General features: G+C 57.5%; 12 protein-coding genes, 1 tRNA gene and 1 pseudogene. 4 read left to right on the top strand and 10 right to left on the bottom strand.

All coding sequences use genetic code 11. From position 1 onward, the window contains the following. From B3C38_RS04295 to B3C38_RS04275, 5 genes and pseudogenes are all read right to left on the bottom strand, one after another. Window positions 1-609 (bottom strand): annotated as a pseudogene (locus tag B3C38_RS04295) (3-deoxy-7-phosphoheptulonate synthase); the annotation flags it as partial. A gap of 36 nt (window positions 610-645) precedes the next feature. Continuing rightward, complete coding sequence (locus B3C38_RS04290) at window positions 646-1,491, bottom strand: prephenate dehydratase (RefSeq protein WP_195611142.1); 846 nt, start codon at window positions 1,489-1,491, stop codon at window positions 646-648. A 216-nt stretch (window positions 1,492-1,707) separates the two neighbouring features. Continuing rightward, entirely contained in the window at window positions 1,708-2,484 is a 777-nt protein-coding gene (locus B3C38_RS04285) for a lipopolysaccharide kinase InaA family protein (RefSeq protein ID WP_022333882.1), read from the bottom strand. A gap of 25 nt (window positions 2,485-2,509) precedes the next feature. Then, window positions 2,510-3,142 (bottom strand): Arm DNA-binding domain-containing protein, encoded by a 633-nt coding sequence (locus B3C38_RS04280; RefSeq protein WP_286725668.1) that lies wholly within the window; start codon window positions 3,140-3,142, stop codon window positions 2,510-2,512. 156 nt (window positions 3,143-3,298) lie between these two features. Next, window positions 3,299-3,370: transfer RNA gene (locus B3C38_RS04275), tRNA-Thr, on the bottom strand. A 113-nt stretch (window positions 3,371-3,483) separates the two neighbouring features. Between B3C38_RS04275 and B3C38_RS04270 the strand changes: the two genes are divergently transcribed. From B3C38_RS04270 to B3C38_RS04255, 4 genes are all read left to right on the top strand, one after another. Next, on the top strand, window positions 3,484-4,434 hold the full coding sequence (locus B3C38_RS04270) for an NAD-dependent epimerase/dehydratase family protein (RefSeq protein ID WP_286725666.1): 951 nt from the start codon (window positions 3,484-3,486) through the stop codon (window positions 4,432-4,434). After that, a complete protein-coding gene (locus B3C38_RS04265; protein WP_022333879.1) occupies window positions 4,431-4,799 on the top strand; it encodes a cupin domain-containing protein in 369 nt (122 codons plus the stop codon). Before B3C38_RS04270 ends, B3C38_RS04265 begins: the two co-directional genes overlap by 4 nt. Before the next feature lie 9 nt (window positions 4,800-4,808). Beyond that, window positions 4,809-5,768, top strand: coding sequence for an alpha/beta hydrolase (locus B3C38_RS04260; protein ID WP_022333878.1), 960 nt, complete (start codon window positions 4,809-4,811; stop codon window positions 5,766-5,768). 71 nt (window positions 5,769-5,839) lie between these two features. Then, window positions 5,840-6,286, top strand: a complete 447-nt coding sequence (locus B3C38_RS04255; protein WP_022333877.1) for a hypothetical protein — start codon at window positions 5,840-5,842, stop codon at window positions 6,284-6,286. Between the two features lie 129 nt (window positions 6,287-6,415). Here the strand turns inward: B3C38_RS04255 and B3C38_RS04250 are convergent, their stop codons facing one another. The 5 genes from B3C38_RS04250 to B3C38_RS04230 form a co-directional block, all read right to left on the bottom strand. Continuing rightward, window positions 6,416-7,417 (bottom strand): GRP family sugar transporter, encoded by a 1,002-nt coding sequence (locus tag B3C38_RS04250; protein ID WP_022333876.1) that lies wholly within the window; start codon window positions 7,415-7,417, stop codon window positions 6,416-6,418. 26 nt (window positions 7,418-7,443) lie between these two features. Beyond that, window positions 7,444-8,976: an ADP-ribosylglycohydrolase family protein gene (locus B3C38_RS04245; protein ID WP_141405164.1), complete on the bottom strand. Its 1,533-nt coding sequence runs from the start codon at window positions 8,974-8,976 to the stop codon at window positions 7,444-7,446. A 19-nt stretch (window positions 8,977-8,995) separates the two neighbouring features. Further along, window positions 8,996-9,913, bottom strand: a complete 918-nt coding sequence (gene rbsK / locus B3C38_RS04240) for a ribokinase (RefSeq protein WP_022333874.1) — start codon at window positions 9,911-9,913, stop codon at window positions 8,996-8,998. A gap of 68 nt (window positions 9,914-9,981) precedes the next feature. Beyond that, the gene (locus tag B3C38_RS04235) at window positions 9,982-11,517 is read right to left on the bottom strand and encodes a RagB/SusD family nutrient uptake outer membrane protein (RefSeq protein ID WP_022333873.1); all 1,536 of its coding nucleotides are present in this window, start codon (window positions 11,515-11,517) and stop codon (window positions 9,982-9,984) included. Window positions 11,518-11,544: 27 nt separating this feature from the next. Further along, a complete protein-coding gene (locus tag B3C38_RS04230; RefSeq protein WP_286725656.1) occupies window positions 11,545-14,532 on the bottom strand; it encodes a SusC/RagA family TonB-linked outer membrane protein in 2,988 nt (995 codons plus the stop codon). Between the last annotated feature and the right edge of the window lie 234 nt (window positions 14,533-14,766).

Raw genomic sequence — 14,766 nt, 5'->3', positions numbered from 1 at the left:
GCCGATATGGCTCGGGTCGCAGAATATCTGCAGCCCCGGGAGGCGGCGGTGCAGCTCGATGGGGATCGACCACATCGGGTGGTTGCGGTAGAGGCTTTTGTCGATCGACGTGAACCCGCGGTGGATGACACCCAGGCGGCGGATGCCGGCGTTGTAGATGCGTTCCACGCCGCCGATCCACAATTCGAGGTCGGGACTCACGGGGTTTTTCACCAGCACCGGGATATCGTGCCCGCGCAGCGCGTCGGCGATCTCCTGCATGGCGAACGGGTTAGCTGTCGTGCGGGCCCCGATCCAGATCATGTCGATGTCGCCTTCTAACGCCGCCAGGACGTGCTTGCGCGTAGCGACCTCCGTGGCTGTGTACATCCCCGTTTCGCGTTTTACGCGTTGCAGCCAGGCTATGCCGTCGACGCCTACGCCCTCGAACCCGCCCGGTTTGGTGCGTGGTTTCCACAGTCCGGCGCGGAATAGCTTGAAGCCTTCCGCGGCCAGTTCGCGGGCTGTTTCGATTACCTGCTCTTCGGTTTCGGCGCTGCACGGCCCCGCGATGACCAGCGGCCGGCGGGGGTCGAGCCCCGGGAAATTGATGGGTTGTAAGTCGTTCATGGTTTTATGTTTTTCGTTTTTATCGTTTGTTCCTTGTCAGATTGCCGGGTTGGGACATTCGGCGTATTCGCCCAGGATGCGGAAGTCGCTTGTCAACGGCCTCGCCGCTTCGATGGCTTGCCGGTAACGCACCGGGTCGTCGAAGGTGACATCCACGTAGAAGCGGTATTCCCACTCGCGGCCGATGATCGGCAGCGACTGTATTTTCGAGAGGTTGATTTCGTAAAAGGAGAGCAGGGTGAGCACCTTGGAGAGGCTTCCCTGGGTGTGGGGCAGCGAGAAGACCAGCGATGCCTTGTTCGTGCGGGCCGGGTCGGTGAACCCTGCGGCGCGGCTGCGGTCGGCCAGCAGGAGGAAGCGCGTGAAGTTGTGTTTGTTGGTCTCGATGCCCCGTTCCAGGATTTCGAGCCCGTAGAGCTCCGCCGCCCCGGCGCCGCAGATGGCGGCCGTGCCGCGGAGCCGTTGCTCGGCGATTTCGCGGGCGCTGCCCGCCGTGTCGTCGCGTTCGACGACTTTCATCGCCGGATGGGCTTTCAGGTAGTCGCCGCACTGCATCAGGGCGATCGGGTGCGAGTGTACCTCGCCGATGTCGCAGGGCGCCTCCCCCGGCAGTGCCGCCAGTACGTGCGAGATGCGGAGTTTGTATTCTCCGATGACGGCCAGCGAACTGCGCCGCAGCAGCTCGTGGTTGGGAAGCAGGCTGCCGGCGATGGTGTTCTCGATGGCCGCGATGCCCAGCAGCGTCGGGTCGGCGGCCATGCGGGCGAATTGCTGGTCGAAGCTGTCGCAGGGCAGGATTTCGACCTGCTCGCCGGGGAAACTGCACCGGGCTGCGGTCTCGTGGAAACATCCGGGTTGTCCCTGTATGGTGATGCGTTTCATAATCGAATTTTAGGCATTAAAAAATCCCGCTCTTTGCAGAACGGGATCCTTCGTGTTTTCACTCTATCGTATCATACAGCTAATTGCATACAACCCCGCTCTTCCTCCTGCTATAAAAGAAAAAGTAAAAAAAGTAATATGCAAAACCGTAAAGTCTCATCTCTTGTGGGGATTAACAGCGGCAAATGTAGTAAAATATTTGCGGAATCCAAATTCTCAGCCCTGTTTTTTGCCTGCGGCGGCCGATTTCCGTTCCCGGAACCGCTTTTTGAACTGCTGCCGGCGGCCGAAGAGCAGGCGGAAGAAAGTCCCCCGCAGCAGCGTGTCGTTGATGTCCCACCCGCGTATGTCGGCATAGCGATCCAATATGTACAGGAACGGGACGGCCGGGCAGCTCAGCCGCCGCAGGTTGATCATGCATTCGTCGGGGCGCAGCGGCCGTGCGTGGAATCTCATGCGGTTGATGTCGATCAGCTGGAAGCGGTAGTTGCCTGCCGTGCCGTCGTATTCCCAGAGGATGTTGGTCTGGTTGAAATCCTCGTGGCAGATTCCTTGCTCATGGAGGCGGACGGTGAAGCGGGCGAAGGCTTCGAGCACGGGCAGCGTGTCCGGCGCCGGGAAGCGTCGCATGGTCTGCGGGAGCGGGGTGAGCTCCGACCGGCGGGAGACGAAATAGGTGTCGGCGATCAGGCCGTCCTTGCGGTATTCGCTCCATGCCACCGGTTCCGGGGTGTCGAAACCCATCCCGCGCAGGCGCAGGGCGTGCTCGTAGGCGCGGCGGGCCTTGTTCTTGCGGAAGAACGAATACATGACCCTGTTGAACAGATGGGGGCGTTTGTAGCGTTTGACGACCAGGCTTTCGCCCCCGATGTCGAAAGCCCGTATCTGGTTGCGCCCTTCGTGGAGCACTTCGCCCGAGACGGGAAAAACCTCCGGGAGCCGCTCGATGAATGGCTGCACATGCCGTATTGCGGGGTTGATCGTTATTTTCATATGTGAGTCCGTTTACAACACAAAGTTACGGCAAACACGGTTTCCGCATAGTTCTGTTTGGGAATAATATTGGTGAAATAGATGGAAAAGGGCCTGCCGATTGTCGGTTTTGTCGTTTGTAAACGACTTTCAATACGCTAATCTTAGCCGCTGTGTTGTTAGCGGAACAGCCCATTTCGTGGAGCTTTTGCTCCGGATTATGCAGGTGCGAAAGTGTCAGTTCGTCGAATTTGAGTAGGGGCAGGACTTTCTGCAATGATACCAGTGTGAAACGGTATTTGGTGGCTGTGTTTATCTTGCCCTGTTCTTGTTGCCGGGTTATCGCTTGTGCAAAATATTCGGCTGTCGTACCGTCGTTTTTCCGCCCGTTTCTTTCGAGAAGATTATCGAGCGTGATGTCTGCTTCCAAAATCTCAAGTCGTTTCAGGCGTTTGTGGTATTCTGCAAGCAGGCTGTCGATGCGGTACTGGATTTCCTGCGGCTCCTCATTCTGAATGATGATACGGCGGTTTTGGGCATCCCAAGCCGTAGGAACGATTGCTGTTCCGGTGCTGACACAGCGAATTTTCGAGCCTCGGGTAAATCGCAGATGGATGGGAGTAGTTCCGTTTTTGTTTGCCTTATCTTTGCGACAAACAACGTTGATGTTGATATTCATAGCTTTACGTTATTTGCAGCGCGCGTTTCTATTTCGCCGTTTACCCGTCGGATTCGGGTAAAAATGCGGGTGAAAAACCGCTCCGAATCATGCCTTTTTTGCCATATATGCACGAAAAAAGCGGCTGCCTTGTTTTGGCAACCGCTTGATTTCGAGAGCTGTTGACGAGGATTGAACTCGTGACCTCTTCCTTACCAAGGAAGTGCTCTACCACTGAGCTACAACAGCAACATTTCCCGTTCGAGTGGTGCAAAAGTACATAAGAAAAATGAAAAGACCAAAAAAATGTGAATAATTCATAATTATTTTCTATCTTTACTTTTGAATTATAACCCATGCACATGAAACGTATACTAATAGTAGGTGCCGGAGGCCAGATTGGTTCCGAGCTGACAGTCTATCTGCGCAAAATTTACGGTGACCACAATGTCGTGGCTACCGACATGCGCGAATGCAAGGCCCTCGGTGAGGCCGGCCCTTTCGAAGTGCTCAATGCGCTCGATGCGACGGCGATGGCGTCGGTCGTGGCGCGTTACCACATCGATACGATCTTCAACCTGGTCGCTTTGCTCTCGGCTGTGGGCGAACGTAATCCGCAGATGGCCTGGAACGTTAATATGGGGGCGCTCAACAATTCGCTCGAGGTGGCGCGCCAACACCATTGCGCCCTCTTCACGCCCAGTTCGATCGGCGCCTTCGGGCCCTCGTCCCCCAAGGACAAGACCCCGCAGGACACGATCATGCAGCCCACGACCATCTACGGCATCTGTAAGGTCACGGGCGAGATGCTGGGGAATTACTACCACCATAAGTACGGTGTGGATACCCGTTCGGTGCGTTTTCCGGGCATTATCTCGAACGTCACGCTGCCGGGCGGCGGTACGACGGACTACGCCGTCGAGATCTACTATGAGGCGATCCGGTCGGGCCGGTTCACCTGCCCCGTACCGTCGGACGTCTATATGGACATGATCTACATGCCCGATGCGCTGCGTGCCTGCGTCGAACTGATGGAGGCCGATCCCGCGAAGCTCGTGCACCGCAACAGTTTCAACATCGCGTCGATGAGCTTCACGCCGGAGATTATCTGCGCCGAAATCCAAAAGCGGATGCCCGGCTTCACGATGGACTACGACGTCGACCCCGTGAAGAAGGAGATCGCCGAGAGCTGGCCCAACTCGCTCGACGATACCTGCGCCCGCGAGGAGTGGGGGTGGAAACCCGAATGGGATCTCTCGCGCATGACGGACGATATGCTGGAGCATATCCGTGCCAAAGTCGCCTCGAAGTGAATCCGGGGGATGATGGCGTTGCCATATCCCGTGTCGTCGAAACCGCGGCCAGTTGGGACGGGGCGCCGCTGCCCTCCTATCCGCGGGGTGCGCCGCGGGTGACGATACTCCGGGCAACGGTGCCGCCGCATACTACGCTGGCGATGCATACGCACGCCCTGGTCAATGCGGGGGTGATCCTGCGGGGCGAGCTGACCGTCATTGCCGAAACCGGTGCCCAACGGATGTTCCGGGCCGGAGAGGGCATCGTGGAGCTGGTCGGTACGCGCCATTACGGCGAGAACCGGGGCGACGGGGAGCTGGAGCTGGTGATGTTTTATGCCGGAACACAGGGCATGTCGCTTTCCGAGCGTGCAGACCTATAACCAGAAGTTATGACGACGAGACGAATTGCGCGAATCATTACCGGTTTTATCCTGTTGCTGGTAGCTGCGGTTATCGGCGGGAGTTTCTATATGCTCGCGTTCTCGCTGCGGCCCGACGCCAGGATGCGGGAAAAGAATGCCACGGCCTATGAATACATGTATGCCGAATACCCATTCCTGCGCCCGTGGGTGGACAGTTTGCAGACGGCCGGGGCGTTGCGCGACACCGTGATCGCCGATCCGCAGGGTGTCCGGCTGCACGCCCTCTACGCGGCGGCTCCCGTGCCGACCGACCGCACGGCGGTCATCGTCCACGGTTATACGGACTGCGCCGTGCGGATGCTGATGATCGGCTACCTCTATAACCATGACCTGGGGTATAACATCCTGCTGCCGGATCTGTATTACCACGGACAGAGCGAAGGGCGGGCGATCCGCATGGGGTGGCTCGACCGCTTCGATCTGCTGCGCTGGATGGAGGTTGCCGACGGGATTTTCGGCGGCGACACGCGGATGGTCGTGCATGGCATCTCGATGGGAGCTGCCACGACGATGATGGCCTCGGGCGAACCCCAACGACCTTACGTTCGGTGTTTTGTCGAGGATTGCGGCTATACAAGCGTCTGGGACGAGTTCTCCAAGGAACTGAAGTCGTCGTTCGGGCTGCCGGCATTCCCGCTGCTGTATACGGCCAGCTGGCTGTGCGACCTGAAATATGGGTGGAATTTCCGCGAGGCTTCTGCGCTGGCGCAGGTCGCGAAATGCCGCCTGCCGATGCTCTTCATCCACGGCGATGCCGACGACTACGTCCCTACCTGGATGGTTCGTCCGCTTTTCGAGGCGAAGCCGGGCGACAAGGAGCTGTGGCTCGTGCCGGGTGCCGGACATGCCGCTTCGTACCGCGACAACCGGGAGGAATACACGCGCCGCGTCGGGGAGTTCGTCGGGAAATATATCGGGCCCGCTTGAAAAGGGCCCGGGGCGGTTTCCGGGCGCTTCTGCCGGTTCGGAGTATGCCCTTCGGATAATAGAAATAAACTATGGAAAACGATAATCAACAGCGGGTCAAGTCCTTCTACCGGATTTTGGAGGAAGGCGTCGCTAAACTCCCGGCCGATGTGCGCGGGGCGCTTTACCGGCCGTGTGCCGTCGATTGTGTGAAGGACGACGTCCTGAGGGAGCTCCGCAGGCAATTCGAAGAATGCGGCCGCGATCTCGACCGGCAGTATACGAAATACGGCCGCTCGGAGTATTTTTTTGCGGACATCATCGAGCCGGGGCGGGTTTACGAGGTCGGGTATCCCCGGTGCCTCTGCCCGCAGGTCGACGCCGGGTTCGTGGACTCTCCGGCCCATTGCGAATGCTCCCGCCAGAGCATCCTCTATGTCATGGAGGAGCTGTTGCCCGGCAAGGACATCCGGGTGGAAGAGCTCGAGACCGTGTTGTCGGGCGGCAGAGAATGCCGCTTCCGGATCATTGTCGGGTAGCTCATTGCGGCGCCTGGCTACTCCAGGCCGCATCCGGTGCCCGGGCGTTGGGTGCGGGGATGGTTGCTGCCCAGAATAAAAAATCCCGAAGCCAATGCTTCGGGATTTTTTAATAGGGTATTCAGTCGCCTATGCGCCCGCATAGATCAGCATCCCGAGCCCGGTGAGGAACAGCAGGAACATTCCCAGGTTGAGCCTGTGGGAGATTTTGGGTGCTCCCTTGAATTCTTTCCAGATCAGTATTCCCCAAAGTGCCGAAACGAGTGTCGCCCCCTGTCCCAGGCCGTAGGAGATTGCCGCCCCGGCTTTGCCCGAGGCGATCATGCTGAACGATTCTCCCAGGCACCAGATCATACCGCCCAGCACGCCGACCATGTGGGTTTTGAGACCGCCTTTGAAATAGTCGGCGATCCGCACGGGTTCACCGTCCACCGGACGTTTCATCGCGACGGTGTTGAACAGGAAATTGCTGATGAAAACTCCGACGGCGAAGATGAATACGGCCGTATAGGGTGTCATTTTGCCGGCTGCGGGGGCGGCAAAATCGTTCAGATCCATGGAAGCGGCCACGAACCGGTAGAAGAATGCCATGATGATGCCGGCCGCAACCGAGATGAGAATGCCTTTGGTCGTGAGTTTGCGTTTTTCGGTCTGGGCTTTCTTGTAGGCGAATCCGTTCATGACGATCGCTGCGGCGATGAGCAGTACCCCGAGGAAAATGAAGGTCGGGTCGCCTTTGGCCGCGCTGAAATAATTTATCACTACGCCCAGTACCAGTGCGAGCCCTACACCCACGGGAAAAGCTACCGACATGCCGCAGAGGGCGATGGCTGCCGAAAGCAGGATGTTCGATGCGTTGAATATCACGCCGCCCATGAATGCAGAGAAGAGGTTGCCTGCGTCTGCCTGTGCAAGGTCTGCGAGGAAACTGCGCCCCTCCGTCCCGAAACTGCCCAGCGTGAAGGCCGACAGCACGGAGAAGAGCAGCAGGCCGATGACATAGTCCCAGTAGAAGAGTTCATAGCGCCACGTGCGGGCCGCCAGTTTCTGGGTGTTGCCCCAGGAGCCCCAGCACAGCATGGTGATGAAGCAAAAAGCGATTGCCAGGGGATAACTTTGAACGATAAACATAATGCGTCGAATTTACGGGGTTCGGATTAATTCCCGGCAGCTTGCGGAGTGCTGCCGTATACCAACAGGTCGCGGATTTGCAGCGATGCATCCTTGCGCGGGTTATGCCATTCGGCCGTGATGCGGTGGGGGCCGGACGGGAGCCGGTAACGCCAGAACAGTTCATGGCGGCGGGTGCGGTAAAGCGCCGGGAGCTTGACGCGTTCGACCGGTTGCCCGTCGATCGAGAAGGTTACTTCGGCCACGTACGACTCGTCGGGGCAGCGCAGGGCGCCCGTCAATACCGCTCCGATGCCGTCGAATTCGATTACGCCGGCTTCGGGGAGCGATTGGTGGATTGCACGGCGTTCGGTCGGATAATGCCCTTCGAACGACTGTTCGAAACGGACGGGTACGGGTTGCTGGCATGCGATGGTCACGTCGGTTTCACCTGCGGAACCGCCGTTGCGGCGGATTACTTCCAATGCCTGGTCGAAGCTCATCTTGTAGGTGCGGTTGAGCGAGATGTCGGTATAGGCGAACTCCATATCTTCCACTTCGCGCAGGTTGCGCATCCATTTTTCGGGGATTTTGCTGTACCCGAGCATTGCGCCCAGGATACCGCCGGCCGATGCCGGGTTGCAATCCGAGTCCTGTCCGCAACGGGTGGCGATGTCGAGCGTCTTCGAGAAATCGCCCTCGCCGTAAAGCAGGCCGATGAGGATGTAGGCGCTGTTGGTCACGGCGTCGATGTTGAACGGCACGAATACCCCGTCGGGGCAGCCGATATCCGAACTCCATTTCTTTTCGCATTCGAACCACGTGCGTTTCCAGTCGCCGGGATACTGCTTGTGCCAGGCGATGACGTCTTTCATGCACCGGTGATAGCGGCTCTGTTCGGGGATGGTTTTCAAGGCTTCCTCGACGATGAACCCGATGTCGTCCGAGACGAACGAAAGCGAATACATCGCTGCCACGTAAACTCCGCCGTACCAGCCGTCGCCGTAGTTCATGATGTGTCCCGCGCGGTCGCAGAACTCCGAGGCCGCGTTGGGCATGCCCGGGGACATGAGCCCCGCGAAATCGGCTTCGATCTGGAAGTCGAGGTCGTCGGCATGGGGGTTGTTGAGCCAGTGCCCCGACTCGGGCGGGCGGATGCCGTTGAGGATGTTGTAGCGTGCGGCCTGGTTGGCGTGCCACAAGACGTAGCCGGCATTGGCGAAGGCTGCGGCGAGCGAATCCACCGGGGCGTCGATGCCCAGGCGGTCGAAGACCTCGACGAACGTTAAGTCCATATATACGTCGTCGTAAAGCCCCGGCGTATTCTCGTACCACCATTTGATGTAATGTTCCGGCCACGGGATGGGGGTGTATTCCTGGATCATCGTGCCGTTGAATTTGAACTCGGTCGGGCCGCCGTAGGTGCATCCGATAGTCTGGCCGGCCCAGCCGCCCTTGATTTTGTCGAGCAGCCGTTCTTTGGAGATGGTGACTTGTGCCGGAAGTGGCTGTGTCGCCGGTGCGGAATTGCACGAGGCGCCCAGGATCACGGCGCAGAGTAGAAATAAGGTTTTTTTCATGCTTGGGTCTGTTTTAGCGTTATAGGTTGAATACGTCGACTTCGGTACGGTAAGGTACGGAATTTTGCGCGCCTACGCGTGTTACCGATATGGCCGAGGCTTTACAGGCGAAACGCACGGCCTCGGGAAGTGTCCGTCCCTCGGAAAGGGCCACGACCAGCGCCCCGTTGAACACATCGCCCGCGGCGGTCGTGTCGACGGCCTGTGTCTTGTATGCCGGGACGATTTCGCAGTGTGCACCGTCGAAGACCAGGGCACCTTTGGCACCGAGCGTGATGATGACGTTGCACACACCCATCGACGCGATTTTACGGGCGGCTTCTTCGGCCGTGCGCTCATCGGTGATGCGGATTCCGGAGATGGCTTCGGCTTCGGTTTCATTCGGGGTGATCGCGTACAGCGTTTCGAGCAGTCCGGCGGAGAGCTTCGAGGCCGGGGCCGGGTTCAGGACGACCTTCTTGCCCAGCCGGTACGCCATCATGGCGGCGGCCTCGACGGTTTGCATCGGGATTTCGAGTTGCAACAGGATGATATCGGCCGCTTCGACTGCCTCGGCCGACCGTTTCAGGTCGTTGGGGGTGAGATGCGCGTTGGCGCCGGGAGCGACGACGATGCAGTTCTCAGCGTCGGTATCCACGGTAATCAGGGCCACGCCCGACGGGTTTTTCGTGTCGGAAAATACATACGAGGTGTCGATCCCCTCTTCGTTGAACAGCTGGTTGGCCTGGTGCCCGAAGATGTCGCTGCCTGTTTTGCAGATGAAGGAGACCCTTCCGCCCAGACGCGCCACGGTGACGGCCTGGTTGGCGCCTTTGCCGCCCGGGTTCATGAAAAAGGTGCCCCCGATGACCGTTTCGCCGGGAAGGGGTAAATGCCCGGTGCAGATGACCATATCGGTGTTCGAGCTGCCGATTACGAGAATTTTTGATTCTGACATGTGTTTTTACTGTGTAGCTGTTTGTCCCGCCCTGCCGGTTTGTTGCACCCGGCAGGGCGGGGTGGTGTTTAATCGGTATATCCGTCGTTTTGTTTGAGGTTCGTGTTGGTCTTGCGGATGTTGGCCGGAATAGGGTAAAGTTTCGTGTATGCCGGGCTGACGGCCGGTTTCAGGTCGCGTGCTTCGCCCCACTTGCCGAACCGGATCATATCCTGGCGACGTAATCCTTCCCATGCAAATTCCCGGCCCCGTTCGTCGTAAATCTCGTCGAGTGTCAGATCCGAAGCCTTGTAATCGTCGAGCCCCGTACGATGGCGCACCTCGTTGAAGAGGGGGACTGCCAGGTCGGCATGTCCCTGGCGCACGAGCGCCTCGCCCTTCATCATCAGCACGTCGGCATAACGGTAGACCACATAGTCGTTGTCCATGCATTCGCCCTGCAGCCCGTTCGCATATTCGTATTTGGCCGAGCGGACGCCTTCGTTCGATTTTGCCGGGTTCGAGAAGTCGAACAGCGAGGTGATATGCGGCGTGTAGTCGAGCTGCTGCCCGTTTTGCATCAGGAGCGGATTGCCCGACATGTCGTACTGGGGGCCCGCGAGCCATTGCCTGCGCCGGATGTCTTTCGGATCGTACTTGTTATAGAAAGACTCGGTTGCGGCGAAGCCGTTCCAGCAAAAGTCGAGGATGCCGTAGGTCTGTTGCGAGAGGCTGTTGAGCGTCAGCTGGTGGAACCGGAAGACGTGCCACCAGTTTTGCGACGTATAAACTTTGTCATAGAGGATGACGAATATATTCTCCTTCGACGAGGTGTTGTCCACCTTGAAGTTCGAAAAGTAGTCGGGTTCTATCTCCAGTTGCCCGAAGCCGATCACCTGGTCGCAGGCAGCGATGGTTTCGTCCCATTTGGCCTCGCCGATCCACTCCTGCGCATTGATGTACAGTTTGGCGAGCGTGGTGTAAGCCATCGCCTTGGTTACGCGGCCGTAGTTCGAGGCGGTAGGCACGTCCTGCAACAGGCCGACGTTATCCTTGATCTGCTGTTCGATGAACGAGAAGAGGAACTTGCGATCCACCTGCCTGGGCAGGCTCGTGTCCGAGAAGTCGGTGGTGAAGGGAACATTGCCGAACAGATCCATGGCATTCAGATAGAACCATGCGCGCATGACCAGCACCTCGGCTACCAGGCTGGGTTTGGCCTCGAAATCGACCGACGACTGGTCGAACTCATAGAGTATCTGGTTGCAGAGCGAAATGCCGCCGAAAAGGAATTCCCAGATCGTTTGCAGATCCTGCATCTGCGAATTCCACGTGTGAGCGTGCATGTCGCGCCATACGCCGTCGTCGACCCACTGGTTTCCTTCGCGCAGGGGGCTGACCGCCTCGTCCGTCGATACGGAAATCGTGCCCCAGATACAGCGGTAGCAGGTATAGCGTACCAGATAAGCGTAAATACGCCCGGCGCTCATCAGGAATTCTTCTTCGTTGTTGAAGAATTCGTCGGACGGGATCGAGGAGTAGGGATTCTCTTCCAGGTCGGTGCAGGAACTCAGTGTTGCACTTAGCAGGAATATCGTGGACAGGATTGATACTATCTTTTTCATAATAGGTTCGTTTGTTGGTCGGATGATTTAGAATGCGATGGCGGCTCCGAGAACGAATGTACGCGTGCGGGGATAGAAGTCATACCAGTCGATGCCGGGTTGCAGCCCCGAAATGCTGACTTCGGGGTCGATTCCCTTGTAGCCGGTGATGGTAAAGAGGTTTTGTGCCGTGACATAGCAGCGCAGCTTGGAGATGACCTTCGATTTGAGTTTGAAGTCGTAGCTCAGCGTTATGTTGTCGAGCTTGAGGTAGGAGCCGTCCTCCACGAACCGCGACGAATAGTATGCGCCGTCCTTGTAGTTGGCATGGTCGAGTGTCGAGCGCAGAATATTGCGGGTGCCGAAGTAACCGAACCCTTCGTAATAGACACGGCTCTGGTTCAGGACGTCGTTGCCGATGGAACTGCGCAGCAGGAAGCTCAGGCTCCACTGTTTGTAGCTGAAGGTATTCTGCAGCGACAGCAGTACGTCGGGATATGCGTTGCCGATAACCTGGTAGTCCGCTTCGGTAATGCCCTCTACACCGTCTAAGTCTTCGTAGATGGCGCCGCCGTTATCGTTGAATCCCAAAAATTTCGGGCCCCAGAAGTTGCCCAGCGAACCGCCTTCGACGATGCGCATGGTATACATTTTCAGGTCGTCGGGGAAGTAGCCGGTCTGGATTTGCACCATTTCGTAATCCTCGTTGGAGAATTTGACCAGGTTATTCTTGTTGTGGCTTATCGTCGCCGCGAGGTTCCAGCTGAAATTCTTGCGTGAAATCGGCGTGGCGTTGACCGTCACTTCGATACCCTTGTTGTCGATCGTGCCGACGTTGGCGAATTTCGAAGGGTAGAGGTTGGGCGGTACGGGTACGGTATAGGTGTAGAGCAGATCCTTGGTGCGGCGGTTGTAGTAGTCGACCGTGACGTTGAGCCGGTTGCCGAGCACGCTCATGTCGAGCCCGACGTTGAACTCTTTCTTCTTCTCCCAGCGCAGGTCGGGGTTGGGATTGCTGCCGGGTTCATAGGTGCTGATCCACTTGTTGTTGTAATAGAAATTCGACGAACCCTTGCGCAGGATCGACAGCGAACGGTAGTTGCCGATCTCCTGGTTGCCCGTGATGCCGAAGCCGGCGCGCAGCTTGAGCTCGTTGAGCCATTTGGCGTCCTTCAGCCACGGTTCGCGCGATATGCGCCAGCCGAGGCTCACGGCCGGGAAGGTTCCCCATTTGTGGTTGTCGCCGAAACGCGATGAACCTTCATAGCGCACCGATGCCGAGAAGAGGTATTTTTCCTTGTAATTATACATCACGCGGCCGAAGAAGGCGATGAGCCGGTTGTCTTCCTTGCTGCTGCCCATCGAGGCGAGCCCTTCCTTGAGCGCCCCGCCGCTGCCGATGTTGTAGAACCCGAAGATGTCCGTATCGAACTTGTAGTTCATCTGGTCGTAGCTTTCCGAACTTTCCTCGCTGAACGAGTAACCGGCGATGGCTTGCAGTTTGTGGTCGCCGAACGTGCCCGAATAATCGATCGTCGCTTCGAGCATCTTGTTCTTGTAGTGGTCGTTGTAAGTTTCCGCCGTCCCGTTGTTGCCGATATTTACCGGGTAATAGCGGCCGTAATAGTGCCCATAGCGTTCCGAACGCTCGATGATGGCGCCCATGGCACTGATTTTCAGACCGTCTATGATGCGCAGCGAAGCATTGACGCTGCCCGAGAACTCTTTGCGGATGCCTTCGTCGTCACGTTGTTCGAGCATCGCCACGGGGTTGTGGTAGTCGATTCCCGGCGAGAAGAAGTATTTGCCGTACTGGGGGTTGTTGCCGTTGGTTTCGTAAATGGGTTCGGTCGGGTTGCGCAGCACGGCCTGCCGCATGATGAACTTGTCCGCATAGGAACCCTTGCCGGTGGTGTACGCAAAATTATAATCCACCTTCAGCCGATCCCGGATGAGCGACTGGCTCACGTTCAGGCGACCGCGGAGTTTCTCGTTTCCGGTTTTTTTCACCAGCCCGATGTCATTGGTGTAGGAGACGCTGGCGCGGTAGTTGAGTTTTGCGGAGCCGCCCGATGAGGATACGTTATAATTTTGGCTTACAGGGTGTTTGCGCGTGACGGCGTCGAACCAGTCTGTCGATCCGCCGAAATCGTACGACGACGCTTTGTCGGGGAAATATTGCCGGATCGTGTTGCGGTATTCGCTCGCAGACATCACGTCGGGTTTTTTGTCCACGCTTTGCATGGCGACATAAGCCGAGAATTCGATACGGTTCTCCCCCGCATGGGCTTTTTTCGTTGTCACCAGAATCACACCGTTCGTACCTCGTGTGCCGTAGATCGCAGCGGCCGAACCGTCTTTCAGCACGTCGATCGAGGCGATGTCGTCGGGACTGACGTTCGACAGGTCGCCGCCCACGACGCCGTCGGTGACGACCAACGGCGAAGCGCCGCCGGCCATTGTGGTCATGCCCCGCAACTGGATTTCGAAGTCGCCGTTGGGGTCTCCGCCGTCGGCGCGTACGATATTCAGGCCTGCAACCTGTCCCTGGAGCAGTTGCAGCGGATTGGTGATGTTCCCTTGTTTGAAATCATCGCTCTTGAGGGAGGAGACCGAGCCGGTCAGCTCTTTTTTCGTGGTGGTACCGTACCCGATCACCACTACGTTGTCCATCGTCGTGACTGACTCGGTGAGTTGCACATCGAGCGTTGTTTTCGTTCCTGCCGGAAGTTCCGTGTTCCGGTAGCCGATGAATGAGAATTCGAGGACGGCATTTTCCGCGTTTTGCAGACGCAGCGTATAGCTGCCGTCGGCAGTGGTGCTGACGCCGTTGGTCGTACCTTTCTCGACGACCGTTACGCCCATCAGGGGCTTGCCTGTGTCGTCGGTTACCCGGCCGGAGATCCGGCGGGTGTCGTTTTGTTGCAAGGTGTCGTAATCTGGGGTACCGGCTGCATGCATGACGGCCGGCAGCGTACCGAGCAGCGCGGCCAGACAACAGGTGCGCAGCATGTTTTTTCGTAGAATTAGGGTCATAGTTTTACAGGTTTGGTTGGTTAAACTGGTGGTGGGAGGGCTTTGCCCCGGCATTGGGTTACATGGTTATACGTAATTTGGGTTAATTAAATTATTGAATATATAGGTTCGTCGCCTTGTTTGCGGATCGTTTGGCGTATTTGTCCGGCCGTTTGTTATACAAATATAAGTTTAAAAGTTCTAATAAGGAGGTGTATTTTTACTTTAATTAGGATAAACCCAAAGTGATTTATT

The organism is Alistipes sp. UBA1686, assembly GCF_002320215.1.
Taxonomy (GTDB): Bacteria; Bacteroidota; Bacteroidia; order Bacteroidales; family Rikenellaceae; genus Alistipes; species Alistipes onderdonkii.
Note: the sequence above shows the minus strand (reverse complement) of the source record. Positions and strands in the feature narration are given on the sequence as shown.

Coding starts and splice junctions, on each gene's coding strand:
- B3C38_RS04230 (WP_286725656.1), bottom strand. CDS start 14,532: ATGACCCTAATTCTACGAAAAAACATGCTGCGCACCTGTTGTCTGGCC.
- B3C38_RS04280 (WP_286725668.1), bottom strand. CDS start 3,142: ATGAATATCAACATCAACGTTGTTTGTCGCAAAGATAAGGCAAACAAA.
- rbsK (WP_022333874.1), bottom strand. CDS start 9,913: ATGTCAGAATCAAAAATTCTCGTAATCGGCAGCTCGAACACCGATATG.
- B3C38_RS04290 (WP_195611142.1), bottom strand. CDS start 1,491: ATGAAACGCATCACCATACAGGGACAACCCGGATGTTTCCACGAGACC.
- B3C38_RS04260 (WP_022333878.1), top strand. CDS start 4,809: ATGACGACGAGACGAATTGCGCGAATCATTACCGGTTTTATCCTGTTG.
- B3C38_RS04285 (WP_022333882.1), bottom strand. CDS start 2,484: ATGAAAATAACGATCAACCCCGCAATACGGCATGTGCAGCCATTCATC.
- B3C38_RS04255 (WP_022333877.1), top strand. CDS start 5,840: ATGGAAAACGATAATCAACAGCGGGTCAAGTCCTTCTACCGGATTTTG.
- B3C38_RS04270 (WP_286725666.1), top strand. CDS start 3,484: ATGAAACGTATACTAATAGTAGGTGCCGGAGGCCAGATTGGTTCCGAG.
- B3C38_RS04235 (WP_022333873.1), bottom strand. CDS start 11,517: ATGAAAAAGATAGTATCAATCCTGTCCACGATATTCCTGCTAAGTGCA.
- B3C38_RS04250 (WP_022333876.1), bottom strand. CDS start 7,417: ATGTTTATCGTTCAAAGTTATCCCCTGGCAATCGCTTTTTGCTTCATC.
- B3C38_RS04245 (WP_141405164.1), bottom strand. CDS start 8,976: ATGAAAAAAACCTTATTTCTACTCTGCGCCGTGATCCTGGGCGCCTCG.